Origin of the sequence: Paenibacillus sp. HGH0039 (assembly GCF_000411255.1) — a bacterium.
Classification (GTDB): Bacteria; Bacillota; Bacilli; order Paenibacillales; family NBRC-103111; genus Paenibacillus_F.
In genome coordinates this window covers 3,030,491-3,054,018 of sequence record NZ_KE150412.1, presented here as the reverse complement: position 1 = coordinate 3,054,018, position 23,528 = coordinate 3,030,491, and the positions used below count along the sequence as shown (strand labels likewise).

Below are 23,528 nucleotides of genomic sequence, written 5' to 3'. Positions count from 1 at the left end.
ACAAATCTTTGGCTTTCTGTCCGTAAAGAAAGTGAGAGAAGGTATGCTATCTTTGTGAGGAGGGGCCGGCAGTGACGAAGCCGTTTTTATATTTCGATAATGCCGCTTCCTCTTGGCCAAAACCGCCGCAGGTCGGAGAGGCTGTGCTGCGCTGCATCAACGAATATGCGGCTAATCCCGGCAGAGGCAGCCATGCCATGGCTGTACAGGCAAGCCGGGTTGTGTTCGAAGCACGCAAGCACGCAGCGAAGCTGTTCGGTTTTAAAAATCCAAATGATCTCGCATTCGGTTCCAATACAACGGAAGCCCTCAATTTGGCTATCAAAGGCCATGTGAAAGAGGGAGAGCATGTTATCTGTACGGCAGTAGAGCATAACTCCGTCCGAAGACCCCTTGAATATTTGAGGCGTACCAAAAACGTGCAGGTCACCTATCTGGAAACCGATGAATTCGGGAGAATAAACATAGACGCCTTAAAGGAAAATATTCAAAGCAACACTTCGCTTGTCGTTATCAACCATAGCTCCAATTTGCTCGGAAGCATCCTGCCTGTCGCTGATATTGCGCAGCTCTGCAGAGAGAAGGGAATATGCTTGCTCGTAGATGCCGCTCAGACGGCCGGAATCCTTCCTATTCACGTGGAGCAGATGGGGATCGATATGTTGGCGTTTCCGGGCCATAAAGGTCTCCTGGGGCCTCAAGGGACGGGAGGCCTGTATATCCATCCCCGGCTCGATCTGGAGCCTCTTATGCACGGCGGAACAGGCAGCCAGTCGGAAGCGATCGACCAGCCTTCCGTAAGACCGGACAGGTACGAAGCGGGCACGCCGAATACCCCGGGATTAGCCGGGTTAAGCGAAGGCCTGAAGTTTGTCCTGCAGACGGGTGTGGAGAACATTCACGCGAAGGAGTGGCGGCAAACTCAGCGGATCATGGAAGCGCTCCGTGATGTGCCGGATCTTCGGCTTCTCGGTCCCGGAATCGGCGAAGAACGGACGGGCATCGTGCCCTTCGTCCTGGAGCATATGGATGCGTCCGAGGTGGCGTTCATCCTGGACCAGCATTACGGCATCGCGGTCAGAGCCGGCTATCACTGCACGCCGCTTGCGCATGAAACCGCAGGCACAGGTAAAACCGGTGCCGTCCGGGCAAGCGTCAGCTATTTTACGACAGATGAAGAAGTGGATACTCTAATTGAAGCGGTCAAAGAAATAGCGGAATCCGTTATTTTATAAGCAGGAACGCAGCCGACTGGAATGAACAAGAAACAGCGAGACAAGATAGCAGAGGGGAAGAAGGACATGGGTGAAAACAACATCGGGCTGCCGGTTGAACCGATTTTATCGGTTCTTTGTTTGCTTGTCTTGTTGCTGTTAATCGGAATGCTTGCGTTGTGGATTAAACTGGGCAAGCTTCGCAAACAATATAAGAAAGTCATGAATGGCGCCGGAGAGGTTAATATCGAACAGCTGCTTGTTCACATGCAGCAGCAGATTGAGGATCAGATCATTCTGCAGGGAGATACGGCGGACCGGCTGAACCGGATCAGCCAATCCATGAAACGGATGAAATCCAAGGTCGGCATTCACCGCTATAACGCCTTCTCGGACACGGGAAGTCTTATGAGCTTCACGGTGGCTATTCTGGACGAGTATGAAGATGGGATTCTCATCACCGGCATTCACAGCAGGGAAGATACATACATCTATGCCAAACCGGTCGAGAAGGGCGGTTCTCCATACTTGCTTTCTCCCGAGGAGAAAGAAGCGATCAATCTGACGTTAGCGCAGAAGTAGGGGAAGACCGCCGGACGGAACAAAGCGCGTGATGGAGGGAGCCGGCGATAACGTCGGCCATATTCATCACCAGATTGAGGCGGGTATTTTGAAGCACGAAATACTCCATAAAACCGCCGACGTTTACAATACCGGTAACATGGATATCGCCAACCGACGGAAGTTCCTTATTTACGCCTGCTCCCGGCTTAAGCGGGCCATGCCCGACTTGTATAGAGCCGACACTGGATACCTGACCGAGACAAGCGTCAATCGCCACGATGAAGGGATAGCGGTGGGCAGTCTCGACAGCCGTAATCGTATCCGACAAATTCATGGCATGTACCGGCTCATCCAAGGTTCCGTACAGGGAGTAGGAAGCGCCGCTTCGTCTCTTTAAATTGCTGCCAACCAGGGGGCCTAGTGAATCGCCTGTGGAACGGTCCGTACCGACACACACGATCACAATAGGTTGATAGGAGGGCAGCTTTTTTAGAATCTCGGAAAAGTATGCGGATAGAGCTGCAGGCGTGCTGCCGTCCGAATGAGAAAGTTTAATAGAAGCGGGCTGCTCGGCAGCCGGTTTCGCGGAAAAGCCGAATGGTTTCATTGAGGATCCCTCCGGGTTTGTCTTCTTAATCGTGGAAAAACGCTTTGGCAGGCATTAGCTGGGCGCTTAGAAGTTTTTACTAGTATACGGAGAAAGTCGATAAAATATACGTAGTCGATAGAGAAGAAACTAGAGTGAAGAGAGGGATGAAGAATGGGGGAATGGCTGCTCATTGCATTCGACTCTACCCAGCAGGCGCTGCGGGCCGAAATGCTGCTCGAATACGCGGATATCGAAATCGACCTGTGCCCGACTCCCAAAGGCGTAACGGCGGGCTGTGCGCTTTCCATTCAATTTCCGGCAGAGGACTATACGGAAGTGCAGCGGATCATCGAGACGGAGAAGGTGGAAATCAGAGGCATTTATTTCAAAAAAGAATCCGAATATGTTAGGATGGAAAAGTAAGGGCGGTGGAAAAATGACTAACATGGGGAACAGACTGGCTGCCATTACGGGACTGCAAAATCCTGAAGAAACGGTGACCCATTTCGTGGATGATATCAAAAAATATTTGCTGGATTCCCAACAGCTGATCAAGTACGGAGCTACGATCGTTGAAATTATCGTTATATACGTACTCTCGCGTTTAATTATTAAAGTGGCCGACAAGCTTGTTAACCGGATGATGGAAACGAGGGAGAAGAGCCCTCTTAAGTTCGATCCGAGACGCACAGCTACAATCGGCAAGCTTATTCACAACATCATTTCTTATGTAGTCAATTTTATAACCATTCTGCTTATTCTGGCCCAAGTAGGCATTAATCTGGGACCTATTCTCGCCGGAGCGGGTGTGCTCGGACTGGCGATCGGTTTCGGAGCCCAAAGCTTGGTGAAGGATGTCATAACGGGGTTCTTCATTATTTTCGAGGATCAGTTTGCCGTAGGGGACGTTATTCAAGTCGATACGTTCCGGGGAACCGTAGAGCAAATCGGCATCCGGGTAACCCGGCTTCGCAGCTGGACAGGGGAAGTTCACTTTATTCCGAACGGGAATATCAAACAGGTTACGAACTATTCGATCAATAATTCGCTGGCGATCGTCGATATTTCGATTGCTTATGAATCCGATATCGATAAAACGGTGGAGGTTCTCCAGAAAACGGTTGACCGCATGGCGGAAGGCAACGAGAACATCGTAAGCGAGCCGAAGGTGCTTGGTGTCCAGTCTATGGGACAGTCGGAGATTGTTCTGAGGATTACAGCGGAGTGCAAACCGAATATGCAGGTGGATGTGCAGCGTAAAATGTTCGCGGAAGTGAAAAAGCAGCTGGATGCGCACGGAATCGAGATTCCGTGTCCGAAAATCGTGACCTATTTCAAAGGGGAAAGGGGAGCCATATAGCCCTATGGAGAAGAAGCAGTACGAACTCGGGGATATCGTGCAGATGAAAAAACAGCATCCCTGCGGAACGAACGAAATGGAAATTATTCGTATGGGCATGGACATCCGGATCAAATGCGTAGGCTGCAAACACAGCGTACTGGTGCCCCGCGCCAAGTTCGAAAGCAAACTGAAGAAGGTGCTCCGGTCCTCTGCAGATAAGGGGGCGGAAGCCTCCGAAAACGGAGTGTCAGGTTCTTGACGCTCCTTTTTTTCTTGCCGAATTTCCCTCTTGCAGACTAACCACAGCTTGTGCTACAATAAAAAATGTTCTCGATACGGAAAGGTACCCAAGAGGCCCAAGGGGGCTGACTCGAAATCAGCTAGGCGGCGCAAGCCGTGCGTGGGTTCGAATCCCACTCTTTCCGCCATAACTTTACCAATGATAACCTCCTGCTTCGTTATGAAGCAGGAGGTTTTTGCATGCCATTGCGGTTGCAGCTTACATCGGCTTGCCGAAGCAGGCCCAAAGTTCGTTCTGCGAAGCGACGGACTTCGTCCGCTTTCAGGCCGCCCCGCCGGTACGTCCCTGCCGTTCTTTCCGCACAACGGAGAAGCGGTCGATGACGTAACCGATAAGCGCCCAGGAAGCTACGGTAAGCACGTAGATCACGAACATTTTACCCATGGAGATCTCGTAGACATTCGTAAACATGGGAGCAAACCAGGCAGGAACGCTGAGGGAGTAAAAGAGCAGATACAGCGAGTCCTGGTCATGGCCGAAATAATGAATCAGACAGAGTAAAAGGCCGAAAACCGTCCCGTATAGTGTGAAGGATTTCTTCATAAAGGCAGAGCTCCTTTTTAGTGGTACAGCCGTTTCCATTTGCGGTTGTGATTTTTGGTGTCGGGAAACGAGTCACCTTTCTTCAAGTGAACGATTTCCGGGTTGTTGATCCCCATATGAAAGGCATTCTCGCCGATTTCGATGTAGCGCCCTTCGTTGGGCGCCTTGTCGCCAGGCACGAACTGCGTCTTCTCACCCATGCTTTTCACCTCCAAGCTTTTAATTACGGGGTTAGTATGTCCCTCGCTTAAGAAAGCATGTGCCGCGCAGGGAGCCTGCCGGTAAGCATACATTGGCAGTTCTGGCGGATGGACAGGTTGTGACTTGTAATGGGGAAAGCAATCTGCTATAGTATTTAGGTGCGAGTTTTGTAATTCAACTAATTCTCGCTCCTTGCTCCCGATCAGAATTGGGAGCCGCTTAGTCCAAAAGGAGGTGACAAGCATGCGCAAATACGAAGTGATGTATATCATTCGTACAGACATTGAACAAGAACAAGTTCAATCTACTGTAGAGAAGTTCCAAGGCATTATCACCAACGGTGGTGGCGAAATTACGAAGCACGACCTGATGGGTAAACGTCGCCTTGCGTATGAGATCAACAAGTTCCGTGACGGACACTATGTGCTCGTACATTTCAACGCAGAACCTGCAGTTGTAGCAGAGCTTGATCGTGTAATGAAGATTTCCGACGAAATCATTCGCTACCTGATCGTTAAAGACGTAGCTTAATCAGCGTGTTAAGTAAGGAAGCATCGGAGGGATGAACGTTGTTAAACCGTGTAATTCTTATCGGCAGACTGACAAGAGATCCTGAGCTGCGTTACACACCTGCGGGTGTGGCCGTAACCCAATTTACACTGGCGGTGGATCGGCCGTTCGTAAGTTCGCAATCGAAGGAACGGGAAGCCGATTTCATACCTGTCGTAACTTGGAGACAGCTTGCGGAAACTTGCGCCAACTATCTTCGCAAAGGCCGTTTGGCGGCTGTGGAAGGACGCATGCAGGTACGCTCTTACGACAATAACGAGGGACGTAAAGTTTACGTAACCGAAGTCATTGCCGATAATGTGCGCTTCCTGGAATCTGCTAATTCCGCTAACCGTGAAGAGGGTTCTTACTCCGGCGGTTCAGGCGGTGGATATGGCGGCGGCGGAAGCGGCAGCGGCCGAAATACGCGGGATCAACAGCAGGATCCTTTCCTCGACGACGGGAAACCGATCGACATATCCGATGATGATTTGCCATTCTAAGTAGAAAGGACTGACTCAAATGAGCGAACAACAAACAAGCAGCCGTCCGCAACGTTCGGAAGGCGGTGATCGTCCGGAGCGTTCGGAGCGTAAATTCACTCCACGCCGCGGTAAAGGCGGTAAGCGCCGTAAAGTTTGCTACTTCACAGCAAACAAGATCACTCATATCGATTACAAAGATATCGAGACCCTTAAGAAATTTATCTCCGAAAGAGGTAAAATCTTGCCTCGTCGTGTAACAGGTACTTCCGCGAAGTATCAGCGTATGCTGACAACAGCAATCAAGCGCTCGCGCACAATTGCTTTGCTTCCATACACTACGGAGTAGTTTGTATAGAGAAGAAGACAGCCGGTTCTGCCGGTTGTCTTTTTTTATCGGTAAAAAGGCAAACAGAGCCGGAAGCGGCGGCGGCAACAAGAATGATTCAACAAAAAAAGGATAGAACGAAGGAAGCCGGAGAGAAATTTCCGGTTTTTTTGCGTTCCGGAGGGGAACAGGGTTGTGGATAACCGCCAAAGTTAGACAGTCCACAGGAACTTTTATAGAATGAAGATAGGACTTGGGGACATGTGGAAAACACGGTGACTAAATCCGGACGGAAAGTTATGCACATGTGGATAGAAAACGAACGAAAGTTATCTACAAAACCGGGGAGTGGCGGATGATTTGAAAATCAGCAAACAAAACGCCGAGCATTACGTATGGGGAGACGGATGCGACGGCTGGTATCTCCACAAAGGGGACGAGACGATTATTCACGAACGAATGCCTCCGGGAACGAGCGAGGAGAGACATGTGCATGAGCGCGCGGCGCAGTTCTTTTTCATTTTAACGGGGCAGGTTGTGATGGAGATGGACGGGGAATGGCATGAGCTGGGGCCTCAAGAAGGGCTTCGGATCGCACCGGGAACCCCGCACTGTATTCATAACCGTTCGCATGATGCAGCGGAGTTTCTAGTTATCTCCAAACCGGGTACTAAAGGAGACCGAATCCCTCAGGCAGAACTCAAACCTGACTGAAATTTAACGTACCCTGAGCCCGTAAAGCGCCAAGTTCAGGAAACACAGCTCAAGCTGTTTTGTGGTATAATCGTGTATAAAGCTTGTAAGGGATAAGGGGAGGAGCGGCGTTGTCCAATCGGGAAAGAGAGGTTGATCTCGCGAAGCGGGTCAAGGTCATTGAAATGGCTCAAAACCGAGGTTGTCGATCAGGTAGCGCATCTGTTGAAAGGGATATGGGAAGGCAATCTAGCTAAAATTATAGATGGCCTTGCCAGTCTGATTTCCAGCGTATATATACTTGGCCGCCGGCTTGGGGTCTCTTTTCGAAGTTTAGATGAAGCAATCATGGATAAAATGAAAAAGCATAGAGAAGAGGGTCACCAGCTCGAGGATTGGTATGGAGATATCTCGGCACTGGAAGATCATCTTCGTAAGAGGTGAACGCGTTGACAAAGAAAAATTTGCAGTTCATCGGATGGGGTCTGCTGTATATACTCTTTCTGTTATCTTTTATGACGTCCTATTTGGTGATTACGGCCAGTTTCCTGATGATTCCGGTCTTGATTCTGTTCGTGAAGCTGGACGCCAAACGATTTACAGCTTTCTATCTGGGAATTCTCCTGGTTGTGAATTTATTGCTCGGGTGGACGGGATTCGTCGTCTTGGCCATTTCACTATTCCTGCTGCCGCCGGTCATCGTAATCGGCACGCTTTATAAGAAGAAGGCGCCCGCACATCTGGTCATCACGTACGGTACGCTTACTTTTCTGGCCGAAATGCTGCTTACGCTCGTGATCGGGTTCCTGTTCAAATTGAATTTCATTAAGAAATTCAAAACGGTCATGCTGGATTACTTAAATAACATGCAGCCTGCCGTAAAGGGAATGCTGCCGACCCAGGGCGACATGCAGTGGTATGTGGATGTGCTCGTACAAATCATTCCGCTGGATATGATTCTGTTCTCGCTCTACTTTATCGGAGTTACTCATCTGATCGGACGCCGTCTGCTTAATCGCATGGGAGAGGACATCCCCGGCATGCCGCCTGTGAGAGAGTGGAAACTTCCGAAAGCGTTCGTCTGGATTTACCTCATCGCGTTCGCGGCGGATATGCTGTTCGTATCGGCGACCAATTCGCTGATGTCGGCTTTGCTTATCAATCTGCTGCCGCTGCTTATGTTCGCGTTCGCCATCCAAGCAATTTCGTTTCTTGCGTTCGTGGCCCATTATAAAGGTTGGGGTAAACTGCTGCCGGTGGCCGGCACGATTCTTCTGATCGTGTTTATGCCGTTTTTGCTTGTGCTCTACAGTTTACTCGGCGTGTTCGATGTGGCTTTTCCGTTGCGGGAAAGGCTCTTCAAATCTAGATAAGGGTCAGGGGAGAATAAATGCCGAAATTCTTGTCGAAACGATGGCATGGACAACATATGGTATGGACGTTTGCGCTGCTCGGCGCTTTAACGATCGTACTGTTTCTGTATGAATGGGTATTGGGTGTCGCTGCTCTGCTCGCCTCGGGACTTGTGCTGTACTTCTCGTGGAAGGCGGAGAGTGCTTTTCGTCACGATTTGAATGCTTATCTGGGCACCATCACGCATCGGGTCAAAAAATCCGCCGGCGACGTGATATCGGAGCTGCCGATCGGCATGATTCTATATAATGAAGAAAAAGAAATCGAATGGCACAATCCGTTCGTCGCCAAGCTCGCCAAAAAGGACTCCGTGATCGGGGATTCCCTGGAGGACGTGCTTCCAAGCTGGAAGCCGGGCAAGGAGAAGGAAAAAGAAGAGACGCATGAAGTCGAGCAGGACGGCCAGGTGTACAAAATATGGCACCGTCCCGAAGAACGTCTTCTGTATATCCGCGATGTGACGGATTACGTCCGGCTCGTTCAGAAGCATGACGAGGAAAAAATCGCGATCGGCATCGTTCTGATGGATAACCTGGATGAAGTCACCCAGGGAATGGACGATCAGACGCGGAGCATCATGCTCGCCCGGGTAACCGGTGAAATCACGGAGTGGGCTCACCGGTACGGAGTGTATCTGCGCAGGACCTCATCCGACCGTTTTCTGATTCTGATGAATCAGAAGGCGCTGCGCGAGCTGGAGCAGAACCGCTTCGATATCCTCGATGAAGTGCGCGATCTCACGATGGAATACAAGCTGCCGCTCACGGTCAGCGTGGGGATCGCCTCCGGCATCGAGGAGCTCGAGGAGCTCGGCCGGGTCGCGCAGACTAGCCTGGACATGTCTCTGGGCCGCGGAGGCGACCAGGTGACCGTCAAGGCGGGCCAGCGCATCTCGTTCTACGGCGGGCGAACTAACGCCGTAGAGAAGCGCACACGCGTGCGTGCCCGCGTGATCTCGCATGCGCTGAGAGATCTGATCAAGGAAAGCGACAAGGTCATCATCATGGGACACCGCTTTCCGGATATGGACTCTATCGGCGCGGCGATCGGCCTGCTGAAGGCCGTGCAGATCAGCAACAAGGAAGGCTACATTGTGCTGGAAGGCATCAATCCTTCGATCGAGAAGCTGATGGCGATGATCGAAGAGGACGAGAAGCTGAACCGGTGGTTCATCACACCGGCGCAGGCGATGCAGATCACGACGCAGCGCACGCTGGCCGTCGTGCTGGATACTCACCGGGCTTCGATGGTCGCCGAGCCGAAGCTGTTTAACCTGACACACCGTGTCATGGTCGTGGATCATCACCGCCGCAGCGAAGAGTTCTTCCACGACGCCGTGCTCGTGTACATGGAGCCGTACGCATCTTCGACCTGTGAGCTGGTAACGGAGCTGCTCCAGTACTTCAACGAGAAGATGTCGCTGGATGCGCTGGAGGCCACCGTGCTGCTTGCCGGGATCGTGGTCGACACGAAGCAGTTCAGTCTCCGTACGGGCTCCCGTACGTTCGAAGCGGCTTCGTTCCTGAGACGGAACGGAGCGGACCCGACTCTCATTCAGAAGATGCTGAAGGAAGATCTTCAAGCCTATATCGATAAAGCTGAGATTATGAGATATACGGAAATGATGTATGATCATATTGCTCTGGCGGTCGGCGAACAGAATCACAAATATTCTCAGTTGATGATTGCCCAGGTGGCTGATACCTTATTAAATATGACCGGCGTTTTCGCCTCCTTCGTCATCTGTGAACGGCCGGACGGTTTAACCGGCATCAGCGCGCGCTCGCTTGGCGCGATGAACGTTCAAATCGTGATGGAACGGATGGGCGGCGGCGGCCACCTGACGAACGCAGCGACCCAGCTTGAGCTGACTCCGCAGGAAGCGGCGGCGAAGCTGAAACAAATATTGCAAGAGATAGAGGAAGAGGAGGGGCTTTTCGAATGAAAGTCGTATTTCTGAAGGACGTTAAAGGGCAAGGCAAAAAAGGGGAAATTAAAGAGGTATCCGAGGGCTACGCAACGAATTTCCTGATCCCCCGCGGATTGGCCGCAGCAGGAACGAACGGGGCGGTTAAGCAGGTTGACCAGCAGAAAAAAGCCGAACAGAAGCGTAAAGATCAGGAGAAAGAAGACGCGGAAGTTCTGGCAGGCAAGCTGAACGAAACAACGGTGACCATCAAGACGAAAGCCGGCGAAGGCGGCCGTTTGTTCGGGGCTATCACAAGCAAGCAGATCGCGGAGCAGTTGGAGAAAGCCGGCTATAAGATCGATAAGCGTAAAATTTTGCTGAACGATCCTATCCGCTCCCTGGGCGTAACGAAAGTGCCCGTCAAGCTGCATACGGAAGTAACGGCTACGATCAGCGTGCAAGTGTCGGAAGAATAGACGGTGTTATTATTCCTTCTAAGTTTGGACAGGATAGAAACTAACAATAGAACAGGTGAAGGTTCATGAACGAAGAAATGTTCATGGGACGTGTTCTGCCGCAAAATATAGAAGCCGAACAGGCCGTTCTCGGCGCCATCCTGCTGGACAGCGACTCGCTGATCACGGCGATGGAGCGGATGAGTCCGGACGATTTCTACCGTCCGGCCCATCAGCACATCTTCGAAGCGATGATCGAGCTGGCGGAGGAAGACGAGCCGGTCGATCTTGTGACGCTGACCGCCCGGCTGCAGAACAAGCAGCAGCTGGAGGAAATCGGCGGCGTCGCCTATTTGTCGGAGCTGGCCAATGCCGTTCCGACGGCAGCGAATATCGACTATTACGGGCAAATCGTAGAAGAGAAGTCGCTGCTCCGGAGGCTCATCCGGACTGCTTCGCAGATCGTATCGGACGGCTACGCGAGCGCCGACGATGTGGGCATGATGCTCAACGATGCGGAAGCCCGCATTCTCGAAATTTCGCAGCGCCGGGCTTCCAACGGCTTCATCTCCATCCGGGACGTTCTGATGGAAGTCTTCGAGCGGGTGGAGTTTCTTTATTCCCATAAAGGCGGCTCCACGGGGATTCCGTCGGGTTTCAACGATCTCGACAAAATGACGTCCGGCTTCCAGCGCTCCGACTTAATCATTGTGGCGGCCCGTCCTTCCGTAGGTAAGACGGCATTTGCTCTTAACATCGCACAGAATGTCGGTGTGAGGGCGAAGGAAACCGTCGCGATCTTCTCGCTCGAGATGGGCGCCGCTCAGCTTGTGCAGCGGATGATCTGCGCGGAAGCCAACGTCGACGCCACCCGGCTCAGATCCGGCTTCCTCGAAGGCGACGACTGGGAGAAGCTGACGATGGCGATCGGTTCGCTTTCCGAAGCGGACATCTACATCGACGATTCGCCTTCCGTCACGGTAGCGGACATCCGGGCGAAGTGCCGCCGTCTCAAGCAGGAGAAGGGGCTCGGCATGATCCTGATCGACTACCTGCAGCTTATCCAGGGCAGGGGCAAGGGAGACAACCGTCAGCAGGAGGTCTCCGAGATCTCCCGTACGCTCAAACAGATCGCGCGTGAGCTGAACGTGCCGGTCATCGCGCTCTCCCAGCTCAGCCGGGGTGTAGAGCAGCGTCAGGACAAGCGTCCGATGATGTCCGACCTTCGGGAATCCGGTTCGATCGAGCAGGATGCCGACATCGTGGCGTTCCTGTACCGGGACGATTACTACGACAAGGAATCCGAGAAAAAGAACATCATCGAGATCATTATCGCCAAGCAGCGTAACGGCCCGGTCGGCACGGTAGAACTGGCGTTTCTCAAAAACTTTAATAAATTCGTCAACATGGATCGCGCTCATCAGGAGATGCAGACAGGTTGACTGAAATATCCGAACAATCATACTAGAGATAGTATGATTGTTCGCGTTTTGTTGACTTTGCTTCATGCGGTCTGCTACACTAAAGTGGTGTGTAAAAGAAGTAAGCAAAATGAGTGGCGATGCAATTCGCCTAACGGAGGTAATACAGAATGTCAACAGTGGTTGTAGTCGGAACCCAATGGGGAGACGAAGGGAAAGGGAAAATCACGGACTATTTGGCGGAGTCCGCGGAAGTGGTCGCCCGCTACCAAGGCGGCAACAATGCCGGCCACACCATTCTGATCGGAGGCAAGAAGTACAAGCTGACGATGATACCGTCCGGTATTTTCAATCACGATAAAATGTGTGTCATCGGAAACGGCATGGTCATCAACCCGGCTGCTCTGGTAGACGAACTTCAATATATTCGCGATAACGGATTCTCGGTAGACAACTTGAAAATCAGCGACCGCGCCCATGTGATTATGCCTTATCATCTGCTTCTGGACGAGCTGGAAGAAGACCGCAAAGGCGCTAACAAAATCGGCACGACCCGCAAAGGCATCGGCCCTTGCTACATGGATAAAGCGGCGCGCAACGGCATCCGTATCGCGGACTTGATGGACGCGGGAGAGTTCGAGCGCAAACTCCGCCATATCGTCGAAGACAAGAACACGCTGCTGAAGCAGGTGTACGGACGCGACGGTCTGGATGCGGACGCGATTCTAAAAGAATACCTCGGTTACGCCGAGCAGCTCCGCATGTTCGTAACGGACACGTCCGTGGTCCTGAACGATGCGATTGACGCCGGCAAGCGCGTTCTGTTCGAAGGCGCGCAGGGCGTTATGCTCGACATCGACCAAGGCACGTACCCGTTCGTGACGTCGTCCAATCCGACGGCCGGCGGCGTATGTATCGGTTCCGGCGTAGGCCCGACGAAGATCAACCAGATCATCGGCGTAGCGAAAGCCTACACGACCCGTGTCGGCGACGGTCCTTTCCCGACGGAGCTAAGCGATGCCATCGGCGACCAAATCCGCGAAACGGGCCACGAATACGGCACCGTTACCGGACGTCCGCGCCGCGTCGGCTGGTTCGACAGCGTCGTGGTCCGTCACGCCCGCCGCGTGAGCGGCATCACCGGCCTGTCCCTGAACTCCATCGACGTGCTGACAGGCTTGGAGACCGTTAAGATTTGCACGGGCTACAAGTACAAAGGCGAGATCATCGAGCACTATCCGGCGAGCCTTAACATGCTCTCCGAGTGCGAAGCGGTGTACGAAGAGCTTCCGGGCTGGAGCGAAGACGTCTCCAACGCGAAATCGCTCAGCGACCTGCCGGAAAATGCGCGTCATTACCTGGAGCGCGTTTCCCAGCTGACCGGTATTCCGCTGGCCATCTTCTCCGTCGGCCGTAACCGTGAGCAGACGAACCTGGTCCGCCCGGTTTACGCTTAATCGGTTCTTACAAGATCATATTGAGAGGACGATTTCTTAATCATCGTCCCTAAGACCTCACGCAACCGGACTTGCTTCCGGCTGCGCGGGGTCTTTTTTATTGTCCGGAAGGAAGGAATGGCAGGGGCCGGGTGACCACCTTCATGCGACGCTGCGCCGCGTTTGGAGCTGCGCGCTGGAGGTTCTAAGGTTTTTTTGGGAAATAGCGGGTTGATCCGGGTCTAAACCGTCAATACTGGGCTTATAGAGAAACCAGAATAAACGAGAAGTTTCAAGGCGGTGGATGAACGAATGAAATGGTTGGGACGGTTAGGCAGGTGGACGGCCGGTGCGGTTGTGATGTCTTTTTTGTCCATTTTTACGACGTATGTGATTGTGACTACGATGGTAGATGAAGTGCTCAAGCAGTTTCAGCTGCCGCCGATAGGAAGCAAGCTTTCCTTCTCTCAGATTACCGGGAAGCTGGGCGAGCAGTTCGGTATAGGCGCGATAGGCAAGGGAGGATCGGTTAACGACCGGGTGGAGCGCATAGCGGCTTCCTCGTCGAAGCCCAGCCCAAGCCCGAGTCCGACCCCGTCCGCAACCCCCGGAGGAGCGGAAAAGCCCGTGACGGGCAGTCTGGACGGCTCTGGGACGCCGTCACCGTCCTCTTCCCCCGTACAGGGAGGCGTCTCTTCGCCGGAGCCGAGCGGAATGCCGGATGCCGTCGCCGTAATGGGCGAGTTAAAGGAGGGGCAGGCAAGCCCCGATCCGAAGGATGCGCAGAAACGGGACGTGGTCATGTCGACGGATGACTTTTCCAAGAAGAAGGACGCTCTGTCGAGCGGCGACAAGCAGAAAATCTTCTCCATTCTCGTCGCGAAGCTGCCTGCGGAAGAAGTTCAGAAGCTTTCCGCGATGGTGGAAGACGGCATTACAGCCGAGGAGCTGAAGGAAGTGGACAGCAAGCTGAAAAAATACCTGAATCCGGCCGAATATGAACAGCTTTCGGGGATTTTGAAAAAATATGGGGGCTGATTAAACCCTTTTGAATCTCTTTCAATCCTGATTTTTGAGCTTCTTCCAAACCGTTCCTAATAGTGGCAACCCCCTGTTTTCTTGAAACCGCAAGAGAAGGTGTGGTAAATTATTAAGGAAGTTTTATGCGCTGGTAGAGTTGGAGATGATCGGCTGGGCCTATCATTCTCTTGCCACGTAAAGAAACAAACGGATAAGGAGAAGGATATGAAAGGTTTTAAAGCAGTAGATTGGGCCAGGAAGTTGTGGAATCAAAGCCGGGCTCAGTGGCATAGCTTGACCGGGAATAAAGCGGAACCTTCCACCGAGCTTGCGGCTGGTCCGGCAGTGCGGGGAAAAGGGTTCTTCCTATATAGCGTCAGTTCCATAGCAGTAATCGGATTTTTAACCGTTAGCGGTCAGCAGTATGTCAAAGCGAATCTCGCGGACATTTACCCGGTCAAAGTCGGTCAGGAGACACTCGGTTATATCAGTTCGAAGGAAGTTTTGCAGGAGTACAAACAAGAACGTGAAGAAAAGCTGGAGAAGCAGTATCCGGATGTACATATGGCATTACCCGACATCGAAGAACCCAAACCGGAGAAAGCTTTCATGAAGAAAACGGACGATCAGCAGGTGCTCGCGCTGCTTGACGAGAAGCTGAAGCCTGTCGCATCCGGTGTAGAACTGGTTATCGAAGGCAAAACGTATGCGATCGTCAAAGATCAGGCCACGGCCGATCGGGTGCTGGCGGAGATCAAGAAGCCTTTCGAGCAGAAGGAAAAGGAAAGCAAGGTCGCCGTTCTGTCGGCGGACGGCAGTCCGTCTGCGGCTCCGGCCACGGTCGAGAAGGTGGAATTCGTCCAGCAGGTCAAAACGGAGGAAGCCGTCGATATCCAGCCTCAGGATGTGATGAAGCCCGAGGAGCTGATCGCCAAGATCAAGACGGGCGGCGTACAGCCGACGAAGTATACGGTGGTAGCCGGAGATTGTGTGGGCTGCATCGCCCAGAAGCTGAACATCCCGAAGCAGGTGATTTATGACAAGAATCCTTGGATTCATGACGATATGATCCGCGAAGGCGATGTGCTCGACCTTACGGTCATCCAGCCGGCTCTGTCCGTCAAGACGGTCGAGAAGATGGTGGAGAACGAGGAAGTCCACTTCGAAACCGAAGTCGAAACGGATCCGACGATGAAAGAAGGCATTGTGGAGACGATCTCTCCGGGCAAGAACGGATTGAAACAGGTCACGTATGAGCTGACGAAGATCAACGGCCAACTGACGGACGAGAAAATCGTCGGAGAAGACATCGTTGAACAGCCGGTAACGGAGAAAGTAAGAAAAGGCACCAAGGTTGTAAAAGGAGAAGGCACAGGGACATTCGCATGGCCGGTTCTTTCTCAATCCATCACCTCTACGTTCGGTACACGTTGGGGCAAGATGCACAAAGGCATCGACATTGTAGGCAATCACACGATCATGGCGGCGGACAACGGGAAAGTGGTGTCGGCCGGTTATAAATCGGATTACGGCAATTATGTTCTTATCGATCATATGAACGGATACGAAACGATGTATGCTCACATGAGCAAGGTAGAAACCACTGCCGGCACCATCGTGGAAAAAGGAGAGCAGATCGGGATCATGGGGAGCACGGGCGACTCGACCGGCGTTCATCTTCACTTCGAGGTCCACAAAGGCGGCAGCCTGGAAAATCCTCTGAAATATTTGAACCGGTAAATCGCGATGCGAATCGCCTATCATAGACGCAAGTTTTTTAAGAGAGATGTGGCCTTCCGGGCGGGGGGCTATGTCTCTTTTTGCGTACAGGTATGTTACAATAATAGGGTATGGTTTTCTAGGTGAAGGACAGGTGATGAGAGAGACATGTTCGGCACAAATGGCAAAATACTCGTGGTCGACGACGAACAACCGATTGCAGATATATTGAAGTTTAATTTGGAAAAAGAGGGCTACCAGGTCGTCTGCGCTTATGACGGCGGAGCGGCGGTAGAGCTGGCTTTTTCGGAGCGGCCGGATCTTATTCTCCTCGATCTGATGCTGCCGGTCAAAGACGGGATGGACGTGTGCCGGGAAATCCGCGCCAGGCTGAATACGCCTATTATCATGTTGACGGCCAAGGACACGGAGCTGGATAAAGTGCTCGGTCTGGAGATGGGGGCGGACGACTATGTGACGAAGCCCTTCGGCAACCGGGAGCTGCTTGCCCGCGTCAAAGCGCATTTGCGCCGCCAAAGCAAAACCACGCCGCTCGGACAAGCGGAGCCGGAACCGGAGGAAGCCAACGGAATCCGGCTTCACGGGCTCTTTATCGACAGCGACATGTATGTCGTCTACCGGGACGGAGAACCGCTGGATTTGACACACAGGGAGTTCGAGCTGATCCACTATATGGCGAAGCACCCCGGCAAGGTGATGACGCGCGAGCACCTGCTCCAGGCCGTATGGGGCTATGACTATTACGGCGATGTCCGGACGGTGGACGTCACGATCCGGCGTCTGCGCGAGAAGCTGGAGGCCGATCCGAGCAAACCGGAGTATATCGTGACCCGTAGAGGGCTCGGTTACATGATGCGGGGAACGAAAAACGGAGGCTTCTGAGATGAAGGTGATCCGGTTTTTCCAATCCATCCAGGCGAAGCTGATTATTATTTACGTCCTTCTGATCCTGATCGCGATGCAGCTGATCGCGGCTTATTTCTATCAGACGCTCGACAGCCATTATAAGAATGAATTCCGCGATTCCATCAACAGCCAGGCTACGCTGATTGCGGGGCTGGTGGAAAGCCAGTATTTGAACGAGCCGAGAAACAGCGATACGAAGAACTTGTCGGAAGAGCTGACCTACTTCGTTAACAGCCTGTTCGCGCCGGGAAATACGGAAATACAGATTATCGACGCCGGCGGGGTTGTGCTCAGCACGTCGCTGGAAGCCAATAAACAGATTGTGAATCAGAAAACGACGAAGACGGAAGTGACCCGCGCCCTTCAGGGAATCCGGGATAACGACCGCATGTTCACGGACGTGGACAATACGCGCAAATTCGCGACGGCCAAGCCGATCGGCAGCGGCGTCCGGGTGCTGGGCGCGGTGTACATCGTCTCCTCGATGGAGGATCTGTACAAAACGATGTCCAGCATCAACCGGATTCTCATCGTGGCGACGCTGATCGCCCTTGCGTTTACGGCCGGGCTGGGCGTCATTCTGTCCGGTACGATCACGAAACCGATCAAGGAAATCACCCAGCAGGCGACGGCCGCCGCCGAGGGGAATTTCGACCAGAGCGTAAAAGTCTACGGTAAAGACGAGATCAGCCAGCTTGGCCATACGTTCAACTTCATGATGAACCGGCTCAAGGAAGCCATCTTCATCAATGAGGAAGAGAAGGAGAAGCTGGCCTCGATTCTGACGAATATGAACGACGGGGTGGTCGCCACCGACGAAGCGGGGCAGATCATCCTCATGAACCGCCGGGCGATGCAGATCCTCCAGGTGAAGGAGGAGCACTCCGCACAGCGGCACATTTCGGAGCTGCTCGGCCTCACCCGTGAGGAAATCGACCAGTACGTGCACGGCGAGCGCAACACGACGCTGATCGATGTGCCTCTGCCGGATGACGAGGACGTGCAGACCGTGCGTGTGACGTTTACGACGATTCACCGCAGAGGCGACGGCGTAACCGGAGCGATTGCGGTGCTCCAGGACGTCACGGAGCAGGAGAAGCTCGAGCAGTCGCGCCGGGAGTTCGTCGCGAACGTGTCTCACGAGCTGCGGACGCCGCTGACGACGATCAAGAGCTACCTCGAGGCGCTGGAGGACGGCGCGATGGAAGACAAGCAGCTTGCTCCGCGCTTCCTGAGCGTGACGCGCAACGAGACCGAGCGGATGATCCGGCTCGTGACGGATCTGCTCCACTTGTCGCGCCTGGATTCGAAGCAGGCGCTGCTCACGAAGGAGCAGACCGATATCGCCGACATGCTGGAGGAGGTAGCGGACCGCTTCTCCTTCCAGCTGAGGCAGAAGAGCATCCGGATCCGCATCGTGGCGGAGCCGGGAATCCGTCCGGTGGCGCTGGATCGCGACAAGATCGACCAGGTGCTGGACAACCTGGTCTCCAACGCGATCAAATATACGCCGGACGAGGGGGCCATCACCATCTATGCCCGGATGGCGGAGGGAGATCAGCTCGAAATCTCGGTGCAGGATACGGGCATCGGGATTCCGAAGAAGGATCAGCCGCGCATTTTCGACCGGTTCTACCGGGTCGATAAGGCGCGTTCCCGCAACATGGGCGGCACCGGCCTCGGGCTCTCGATTGCCCGGGAAATAGTAAAAGCCCATGGCGGCGCCATGTCTCTGGAGTCCGAGCCGGGGTCCGGCACGAAAGTCACCTTTATGCTGCCGGTCCTGCCGGAGGAGGAGAATGCGTCATGATAGAGAAGCTGAAGTCGGTCACGCTGACCGTACTGATTCTGCTGAGCCTGCTGCTCAGCTATCTGCTGGCGTACAGCACACCGAACTACGACCCGCTGCCTCCTTCCGAATATATTTCCAGCGAACTGGAAGGGACGAAAGCGAAGCTGGAAGATCTGCTGTTCCCGGATCAGATTGTGCTGCATTTCGGCAATCAGCAGCATACGGTCCTTTATCCGGATTCGACGTCGTACTCGACCATTTTCGAAAGCGTCAAGCAGCGCAAAATGGAACGCTTCCGCAAAGTTACCTTGAATCAGGAACGGACGAACTGGGACGAAATCCGCGAGAAGCAGGAAGGCGTCGAAGTTCGCTTCCGCGACGGTCTTCCGCTGAGCGTGCTGCAGAATACGTTCCAGATCAAGGGGGATATCCCGGACGACACGGAGCTGATTACCCGGATCTGGATTTTCGCCAGCAGCGATAAAAAATCCGCCGCCACGTACCTGTTCACGGATTCCTCGAACACGGCTTTCGAAGTGCTCGGAGCCGATTTTACGGCGAAGGATGTAGAGAACTTTACGGCGATTGCCGGAACCAATCCTCCCTATGCGGCGGCTTCCGGCGGAGAGTTTTATTTGCCGGTCAATCCCATTCCGGCGACTTCTTATGACTTTGGCTATAAGGAATTTCCCACGGAGCAGCTGAAAAGCAGCCTTTTCGCCGATCCTTCCCTGACGAGGAACCTCAAAGACCGGGACGGCTCGCAGATCTACACGGACGCGAAGCGGGGGCTGCAGATCAACCAGGAAAAGAAGTGGATGAAATATACCGATCCGCTGGCGGTAACGGACAGCAAGAACAGCATCAAGGAAAATCTCGATGCGGGGGTTCAGTTTATTAACCAGCACGGCGGCTGGAACGGGACTTACTCGATCAGCAAGCCGCAGCAGCAACACGCTTTTTCGAATCAGATGTTTGTGTTCCGGCAGGTTTATGACGCGTTCCCGATTCTGACCGAGCAGAAGGAAGGCTACGGGGCCATTCATATTACCCTGCAAAAAGGAGTCGTCTCCAACTACGAGCGCTCCGTCGTTTATTCCGATTTGAAAATCATCAATCAGCAGAAAACCGAGCTGATCGGCGGTGAAGCGCTGAACGCGAAGATTACGAATCATCCGAAGCGCTACAACATCGTGAACGTGTTTCCGGCTTACCGGCCGACGCTGGGCGTCAAAACCGTCAATCTGTCCCCCGTGTGGGCGATCGAATTTAAAGACGGGACTTACGAGTTTTTCCGCTGAGTTTTACGAGGAGCTTGTAGGAGCTCAAAAATCCAATCAACAGATGAGGCGTTAACGCGACGCAAGTATCTACTATATTTTATGGGAAGGAGGCTGCGCAGTTGAACTGGGGAAGAGCCAAAACCATTCTGATTCTTTCGTTTTTCTTTCTGAATGTGGTGCTGGGGTATCTCGTATGGACGGGAAAAGCGAAGCAGACCGAGCTGGCGACGGATATGACGGGCGTGCTGGAAGAAACGAACAAGCTTTTGAAGGGAAAAAGCATTCAGCTCAGCCACGAGCTGCCCAAGGAAGCGCCGAAGCTCAAGGAAATCACGTTTAAGTTCGTGGAGTCTTACCAGCCTAACGTCACACTCAAACTTCAGTACCCGTTCAAAATCGCCAGCCTCCTGAACCGGATTTCTCCGAAGGACGATTTGCCGAAAACCGACATTCCCAAACTGGACGCGTACAAGCACGACCCGATACTCAGCAAGAAAGGGATGTACGTGCTGAACCAGATGTACAACGAGTATCCGATGTTCGATGTTCAATTAAAGCTCTATGAAACCGATGCACAAATTACCAGTTACCGGCAGGCGTATGTTGAAGTAGAATCAGGTGGAGAGGACAAGGAGCAGAAGGTGATTCCGGCTTATATTGCGGTGCGCAGTCTGGTTGAGAAGTTTCTGCTCGACGGTTCGGTAATTACGGATGTAAGGCTCGGTTACCATGGGCAATTGTTTGATTCCCAGACGCAATATATGGTGCCGAACTGGCGTGTCACGATTAATAACGGCGATATTTATTATGTGCATGCTTTTAACGGGGCGGTCGAAATGCAGTCGGCCTCGGCGGAAGAAGCAGCTGCGGATACTAAAAAGTAATCCGGTCTTTCGGGACGGGATTTTACGATAGAGGAGTTAACGCTTATGGGTTTACGATTTACGGTGCTCTCCAGCGGATCGACGGGCAATGCGACCGTCATCTGCGACGGGGAAACGAAGCTGCTGGTAGACGCGGGACTCAGCGCCCGGAGAGTCGAACAGCTCATGAAGGAACGGGAGGTCAGCGGGGATCAGATCGATGCGATTCTGGTGACCCACGAGCATTCCGACCATATCAAGGGCCTTGGGGCCATTGCGCGGAAATATGACCTTCCCGTCTATGCGAATACCAAGACTTGGGAAGCGCTTGATAAACATATCGGGACGATAGCGGAACCGAACCGCCGGATTATGGAGACGGGTACGGAAGAGTATTTCGGAAACATCCGGGTCGAGTCTTACGGCATTTCCCATGATGCTGCGGAGCCGGTCGGATACTGCTTTCACTGCGGAGGCCAAAAGCTCGCCATGGCGACGGACCTGGGCTACATGAGCACTAAGGTCAAGGATGTCATCGGGGACTCGGACGCCATTATTCTGGAGGCGAATCACGACATCGAGATGCTGCGGATGGGGCGTTACCCGTGGAACATCAAACGCCGGATTCTGAGCGATCTCGGCCACTTGTCCAACGAAGCGGCCGGAGAAGCGCTGCTGGATATTATGACGGCCCGTACGAGAGCCGTATACATGGCGCATTTGAGCCAAAATCATAACCTGATGGATTTAGCCAGGCTTACCCTGAATAGTGTATTAGAAGACCGGGGCGTCTCCCTCAAGGAGCGCAATATCCGGCTGATGGACACGTATTTTGACCGTCCTACGAAATGGGAGGAGTTGGGTGCGGACTGAAGCTGCTGTCGAGCTTGTCCATCCGGTTTTGAAGCTCCTGCGTGGTCAGTACGCCTTTATCGATCAGAACGTCGATGAGAGCGGTAAGAATGAGCGAATTGCGGTAATGGTCTTCCTTGAGATCGGCGAGCTTGCCGATGAGCTGGACTTCATCCAAGTGGGTGCGGATACGGTTATTCATGGAGGGTAGCTCCTTTACGGATTAGTGGGCCGTCCTTGGTCTAGCATTCTTATAAAATTATTTACTATTATTGTAGGCGGTTTGGTCCGGAAACATTCCTGTTTTCTCCGTATTTTCCCGAATGAAGTGCAACATGTACAATAATCCGCCGATAGAGCGAGAGGTGTGATCGCGTGAGTTTGTTCGATGACGAGTTCTATTCTACGAAGCAGCGCAAGGATCGGCGGAAGCAGGAGGAGGGGGGCTGGTCGAAGGGAAAGCCTTTCGCCTCGGGGGACCGGCCGTTAGCGGGCCTGAGAGGGCTTCCAGACCTGCGCAGCCGCACGGTGTGGCTGGCTGGTGGAGCGGGAGCCGCTGTCATGCTGGTCGTCGTCCTGCTCGTGCAGGCGCTGGCCGGGACCGGCAGCGCGAAGCCGGCTGCCATGTCCGCCAAGCAGATGGAGGACTCCTACAACAACGCTGTCGTTCAGGCCGCGGAGCGGGTGAAGCTGGCCATCGTCAGCATCGTCAATCTGCAGCCGAACGACAAGAACGAACTCAAACAGACGGGCATCGGGTCCGGCATCGTGTTCGAGAAGAACGGCTCGAAGGTAAGAATCGTCACGAACTACCATGTGGTGGACGGCGGCAAGCAGTTCGAGGTGTACACGGCATCCGGCGAGAAGAAAAAAGCCGAGCTGCTCGGCAAAGACCAGATCACGGATCTGGCCGTGCTGGAGACGGACGCGTCGAACTTGACGTCCATTGCGGAATTCGGCGACTCCGCCAGCCTGAAGGCCGGAGAGACCGTCATCGCGCTGGGCAATCCGCTGGGACTCGGCTTCTCGCCGACCGTCACCAAGGGCATCGTCTCGTCGCCCAAAAGATCCATCCCGATCTCGTTCGCCATGGACGGCCAGTACGATTGGGAGATGGAGCTGATCCAGACGGACGCCTCTATTAACCAAGGCAACAGCGGCGGCGCGCTCGTTAACCTGAACGGTCAGGTCGTCGGAATTAATTCGCTGAAAATCTCCGACATGGGCGTGGAGGGTTTGGGCTTCGCTATCCCGATCAAGGATGCCGAGCCTGTGATCCGGTCGCTGATCGACAATCACAAAGTCATCCGCCCGCTGATGGGCGTGTCGACCCAGGAGCTGCAGCTTTTCCAAGGGACGGAGGAGCTTAAACTGCCTGCCGACGTGAAAAGCGGCCTGATCGTCATTGAAGCTTCGGGACCGGCCAAGAGCGCGGGCCTCAAAAGCGAGGACGTGATCGTGGCGATCAACGGGAAGAAGATCGAGACGACCGTCCAGCTCCGCAAATTTTTGTATAAGGAAAGCAAGATAGGGGATAAAATTGAAGTTGCGTATTACCGCGAAGGAAAGAAGCAGAAGACCGAGCTGACGCTTGCCGAAGCGGGAGAGAATTAAGGGAAGAAGGGGCCGAGC

At 53.4% G+C, this 23,528-nt stretch carries 26 protein-coding genes, 1 tRNA gene and 1 pseudogene; 24 read left to right on the top strand and 4 right to left on the bottom strand.

Annotation, left to right across the window (positions count from 1 at the left end; all coding sequences use genetic code 11):
- Positions 1-71 precede the first annotated feature (71 nt).
- Together HMPREF1207_RS13395 and HMPREF1207_RS13390 are read left to right on the top strand one after the other, a co-directional pair.
- Positions 72-1,235 (top strand): aminotransferase class V-fold PLP-dependent enzyme, encoded by a 1,164-nt coding sequence (locus HMPREF1207_RS13395; RefSeq protein WP_009673470.1) that lies wholly within the window; start codon positions 72-74, stop codon positions 1,233-1,235.
- 66 nt (positions 1,236-1,301) lie between these two features.
- A complete protein-coding gene (locus HMPREF1207_RS13390; RefSeq protein WP_009673398.1) occupies positions 1,302-1,796 on the top strand; it encodes a DUF4446 family protein in 495 nt (164 codons plus the stop codon).
- On the opposite strand, the gene yyaC is transcribed toward HMPREF1207_RS13390, so the two are convergent.
- Positions 1,771-2,385 carry a spore protease YyaC gene (gene yyaC, locus HMPREF1207_RS13385; RefSeq protein WP_009673397.1) on the bottom strand — a complete coding sequence of 205 codons (615 nt, stop codon included), beginning with the start codon at positions 2,383-2,385 and terminating at the stop codon, positions 1,771-1,773. The genes HMPREF1207_RS13390 and yyaC overlap by 26 nt on opposite strands.
- 153 nt (positions 2,386-2,538) lie before the next feature.
- Here yyaC and HMPREF1207_RS13380 point away from each other — a divergent pair, with 153 nt between their 5' ends.
- From HMPREF1207_RS13380 to HMPREF1207_RS13365, 4 genes are all read left to right on the top strand, one after another.
- Positions 2,539-2,790: a DUF3343 domain-containing protein gene (locus HMPREF1207_RS13380; protein ID WP_009673485.1), complete on the top strand. Its 252-nt coding sequence runs from the start codon at positions 2,539-2,541 to the stop codon at positions 2,788-2,790.
- Between the two features lie 13 nt (positions 2,791-2,803).
- Positions 2,804-3,727, top strand: coding sequence for a mechanosensitive ion channel family protein (locus HMPREF1207_RS13375; protein WP_009673459.1), 924 nt, complete (start codon positions 2,804-2,806; stop codon positions 3,725-3,727).
- A 4-nt stretch (positions 3,728-3,731) separates the two neighbouring features.
- Positions 3,732-3,968, top strand: a complete 237-nt coding sequence (locus tag HMPREF1207_RS13370) for a DUF951 domain-containing protein (protein WP_009673430.1) — start codon at positions 3,732-3,734, stop codon at positions 3,966-3,968.
- Between the two features lie 78 nt (positions 3,969-4,046).
- Positions 4,047-4,137: transfer RNA gene (locus HMPREF1207_RS13365), tRNA-Ser, on the top strand.
- Between the two features lie 134 nt (positions 4,138-4,271).
- On the opposite strand, the gene HMPREF1207_RS13360 is transcribed toward HMPREF1207_RS13365, so the two are convergent.
- Positions 4,272-4,553 (bottom strand): hypothetical protein, encoded by a 282-nt coding sequence (locus HMPREF1207_RS13360; protein ID WP_009673391.1) that lies wholly within the window; start codon positions 4,551-4,553, stop codon positions 4,272-4,274.
- Positions 4,554-4,570: 17 nt separating this feature from the next.
- On the bottom strand, positions 4,571-4,753 hold the full coding sequence (locus HMPREF1207_RS13355; protein WP_009673434.1) for a YjzC family protein: 183 nt from the start codon (positions 4,751-4,753) through the stop codon (positions 4,571-4,573).
- Between the two features lie 244 nt (positions 4,754-4,997).
- Here HMPREF1207_RS13355 and rpsF point away from each other — a divergent pair, with 244 nt between their 5' ends.
- The 17 genes and pseudogenes from rpsF (at position 4,998) to HMPREF1207_RS13275 (ending at position 21,917) form a co-directional block, all read left to right on the top strand.
- Positions 4,998-5,285 (top strand): 30S ribosomal protein S6, encoded by a 288-nt coding sequence (rpsF, locus tag HMPREF1207_RS13350; protein ID WP_009673440.1) that lies wholly within the window; start codon positions 4,998-5,000, stop codon positions 5,283-5,285.
- Between the two features lie 38 nt (positions 5,286-5,323).
- Positions 5,324-5,806 carry a single-stranded DNA-binding protein gene (gene ssb, locus HMPREF1207_RS13345; protein WP_009673468.1) on the top strand — a complete coding sequence of 161 codons (483 nt, stop codon included), beginning with the start codon at positions 5,324-5,326 and terminating at the stop codon, positions 5,804-5,806.
- A 19-nt stretch (positions 5,807-5,825) separates the two neighbouring features.
- Positions 5,826-6,134, top strand: a complete 309-nt coding sequence (rpsR, locus tag HMPREF1207_RS28805; protein ID WP_082211313.1) for a 30S ribosomal protein S18 — start codon at positions 5,826-5,828, stop codon at positions 6,132-6,134.
- 339 nt (positions 6,135-6,473) lie between these two features.
- Entirely contained in the window at positions 6,474-6,827 is a 354-nt protein-coding gene (locus HMPREF1207_RS13340; RefSeq protein ID WP_009673477.1) for a cupin domain-containing protein, read from the top strand.
- A gap of 110 nt (positions 6,828-6,937) precedes the next feature.
- Positions 6,938-7,250: pseudogene (locus HMPREF1207_RS13335) on the top strand (MazG-like family protein).
- A 5-nt stretch (positions 7,251-7,255) separates the two neighbouring features.
- Positions 7,256-8,179 (top strand): DUF2232 domain-containing protein, encoded by a 924-nt coding sequence (locus HMPREF1207_RS13330; RefSeq protein WP_009673447.1) that lies wholly within the window; start codon positions 7,256-7,258, stop codon positions 8,177-8,179.
- A 17-nt stretch (positions 8,180-8,196) separates the two neighbouring features.
- Positions 8,197-10,164 (top strand): DHH family phosphoesterase, encoded by a 1,968-nt coding sequence (locus tag HMPREF1207_RS13325; RefSeq protein ID WP_009673385.1) that lies wholly within the window; start codon positions 8,197-8,199, stop codon positions 10,162-10,164.
- The gene (rplI, locus tag HMPREF1207_RS13320) at positions 10,161-10,604 is read left to right on the top strand and encodes a 50S ribosomal protein L9 (protein WP_009673400.1); all 444 of its coding nucleotides are present in this window, start codon (positions 10,161-10,163) and stop codon (positions 10,602-10,604) included. Before HMPREF1207_RS13325 ends, rplI begins: the two co-directional genes overlap by 4 nt.
- A 65-nt stretch (positions 10,605-10,669) precedes the next feature.
- The gene (gene dnaB / locus HMPREF1207_RS13315; protein ID WP_009673460.1) at positions 10,670-12,025 is read left to right on the top strand and encodes a replicative DNA helicase; all 1,356 of its coding nucleotides are present in this window, start codon (positions 10,670-10,672) and stop codon (positions 12,023-12,025) included.
- A gap of 149 nt (positions 12,026-12,174) precedes the next feature.
- Positions 12,175-13,461 carry an adenylosuccinate synthase gene (locus HMPREF1207_RS13310; RefSeq protein ID WP_009673429.1) on the top strand — a complete coding sequence of 429 codons (1,287 nt, stop codon included), beginning with the start codon at positions 12,175-12,177 and terminating at the stop codon, positions 13,459-13,461.
- A 291-nt stretch (positions 13,462-13,752) separates the two neighbouring features.
- Positions 13,753-14,478, top strand: coding sequence for a hypothetical protein (locus tag HMPREF1207_RS13305; protein ID WP_009673419.1), 726 nt, complete (start codon positions 13,753-13,755; stop codon positions 14,476-14,478).
- Between the two features lie 207 nt (positions 14,479-14,685).
- Positions 14,686-16,200 (top strand): M23 family metallopeptidase, encoded by a 1,515-nt coding sequence (locus HMPREF1207_RS13300; protein ID WP_009673438.1) that lies wholly within the window; start codon positions 14,686-14,688, stop codon positions 16,198-16,200.
- Between the two features lie 147 nt (positions 16,201-16,347).
- Positions 16,348-17,082: a response regulator YycF gene (gene yycF, locus HMPREF1207_RS13295; protein ID WP_009673491.1), complete on the top strand. Its 735-nt coding sequence runs from the start codon at positions 16,348-16,350 to the stop codon at positions 17,080-17,082.
- 1 nt (position 17,083) lies between these two features.
- The gene (walK, locus tag HMPREF1207_RS13290; RefSeq protein WP_009673424.1) at positions 17,084-18,916 is read left to right on the top strand and encodes a cell wall metabolism sensor histidine kinase WalK; all 1,833 of its coding nucleotides are present in this window, start codon (positions 17,084-17,086) and stop codon (positions 18,914-18,916) included.
- Positions 18,913-20,199: a YycH family regulatory protein gene (locus HMPREF1207_RS13285; protein WP_009673404.1), complete on the top strand. Its 1,287-nt coding sequence runs from the start codon at positions 18,913-18,915 to the stop codon at positions 20,197-20,199. Before walK ends, HMPREF1207_RS13285 begins: the two co-directional genes overlap by 4 nt.
- Before the next feature lie 101 nt (positions 20,200-20,300).
- Positions 20,301-21,065 carry a two-component system regulatory protein YycI gene (gene yycI, locus HMPREF1207_RS13280; protein WP_009673420.1) on the top strand — a complete coding sequence of 255 codons (765 nt, stop codon included), beginning with the start codon at positions 20,301-20,303 and terminating at the stop codon, positions 21,063-21,065.
- Positions 21,066-21,110: 45 nt separating this feature from the next.
- A complete protein-coding gene (locus tag HMPREF1207_RS13275; protein ID WP_009673494.1) occupies positions 21,111-21,917 on the top strand; it encodes an MBL fold metallo-hydrolase in 807 nt (268 codons plus the stop codon).
- Here the strand turns inward: HMPREF1207_RS13275 and HMPREF1207_RS13270 are convergent.
- Positions 21,886-22,098, bottom strand: coding sequence for a hypothetical protein (locus HMPREF1207_RS13270; RefSeq protein WP_009673463.1), 213 nt, complete (start codon positions 22,096-22,098; stop codon positions 21,886-21,888). The two genes, HMPREF1207_RS13275 and HMPREF1207_RS13270, sit on opposite strands and share 32 nt — an antisense overlap.
- A gap of 173 nt (positions 22,099-22,271) precedes the next feature.
- Between HMPREF1207_RS13270 and HMPREF1207_RS13265 the strand changes: the two genes are divergently transcribed.
- The gene (locus tag HMPREF1207_RS13265) at positions 22,272-23,510 is read left to right on the top strand and encodes a S1C family serine protease (protein ID WP_009673473.1); all 1,239 of its coding nucleotides are present in this window, start codon (positions 22,272-22,274) and stop codon (positions 23,508-23,510) included.
- Positions 23,511-23,528 lie beyond the last annotated feature (18 nt).

Bases quoted from the DNA above. Each gene is read 5' to 3' on its own strand.
- HMPREF1207_RS13375 (WP_009673459.1), top strand. From the start codon at position 2,804: ATGACTAACATGGGGAACAGACTGGCTGCCATTACGGGACTGCAAAAT.
- yyaC (WP_009673397.1), bottom strand. From the start codon at position 2,385: ATGAAACCATTCGGCTTTTCCGCGAAACCGGCTGCCGAGCAGCCCGCT.
- HMPREF1207_RS13360 (WP_009673391.1), bottom strand. From the start codon at position 4,553: ATGAAGAAATCCTTCACACTATACGGGACGGTTTTCGGCCTTTTACTC.
- rpsF (WP_009673440.1), top strand. From the start codon at position 4,998: ATGCGCAAATACGAAGTGATGTATATCATTCGTACAGACATTGAACAA.
- rplI (WP_009673400.1), top strand. From the start codon at position 10,161: ATGAAAGTCGTATTTCTGAAGGACGTTAAAGGGCAAGGCAAAAAAGGG.
- walK (WP_009673424.1), top strand. From the start codon at position 17,084: ATGAAGGTGATCCGGTTTTTCCAATCCATCCAGGCGAAGCTGATTATT.
- HMPREF1207_RS13270 (WP_009673463.1), bottom strand. From the start codon at position 22,098: ATGAATAACCGTATCCGCACCCACTTGGATGAAGTCCAGCTCATCGGC.
- HMPREF1207_RS13300 (WP_009673438.1), top strand. From the start codon at position 14,686: ATGAAAGGTTTTAAAGCAGTAGATTGGGCCAGGAAGTTGTGGAATCAA.
- HMPREF1207_RS13380 (WP_009673485.1), top strand. From the start codon at position 2,539: ATGGGGGAATGGCTGCTCATTGCATTCGACTCTACCCAGCAGGCGCTG.
- yycF (WP_009673491.1), top strand. From the start codon at position 16,348: ATGTTCGGCACAAATGGCAAAATACTCGTGGTCGACGACGAACAACCG.
- rpsR (WP_082211313.1), top strand. From the start codon at position 5,826: ATGAGCGAACAACAAACAAGCAGCCGTCCGCAACGTTCGGAAGGCGGT.
- HMPREF1207_RS13355 (WP_009673434.1), bottom strand. From the start codon at position 4,753: ATGGGTGAGAAGACGCAGTTCGTGCCTGGCGACAAGGCGCCCAACGAA.
- dnaB (WP_009673460.1), top strand. From the start codon at position 10,670: ATGAACGAAGAAATGTTCATGGGACGTGTTCTGCCGCAAAATATAGAA.
- HMPREF1207_RS13310 (WP_009673429.1), top strand. From the start codon at position 12,175: ATGTCAACAGTGGTTGTAGTCGGAACCCAATGGGGAGACGAAGGGAAA.
- HMPREF1207_RS13370 (WP_009673430.1), top strand. From the start codon at position 3,732: ATGGAGAAGAAGCAGTACGAACTCGGGGATATCGTGCAGATGAAAAAA.
- HMPREF1207_RS13325 (WP_009673385.1), top strand. From the start codon at position 8,197: ATGCCGAAATTCTTGTCGAAACGATGGCATGGACAACATATGGTATGG.
- HMPREF1207_RS13305 (WP_009673419.1), top strand. From the start codon at position 13,753: ATGAAATGGTTGGGACGGTTAGGCAGGTGGACGGCCGGTGCGGTTGTG.
- HMPREF1207_RS13285 (WP_009673404.1), top strand. From the start codon at position 18,913: ATGATAGAGAAGCTGAAGTCGGTCACGCTGACCGTACTGATTCTGCTG.
- HMPREF1207_RS13275 (WP_009673494.1), top strand. From the start codon at position 21,111: ATGGGTTTACGATTTACGGTGCTCTCCAGCGGATCGACGGGCAATGCG.
- HMPREF1207_RS13390 (WP_009673398.1), top strand. From the start codon at position 1,302: ATGGGTGAAAACAACATCGGGCTGCCGGTTGAACCGATTTTATCGGTT.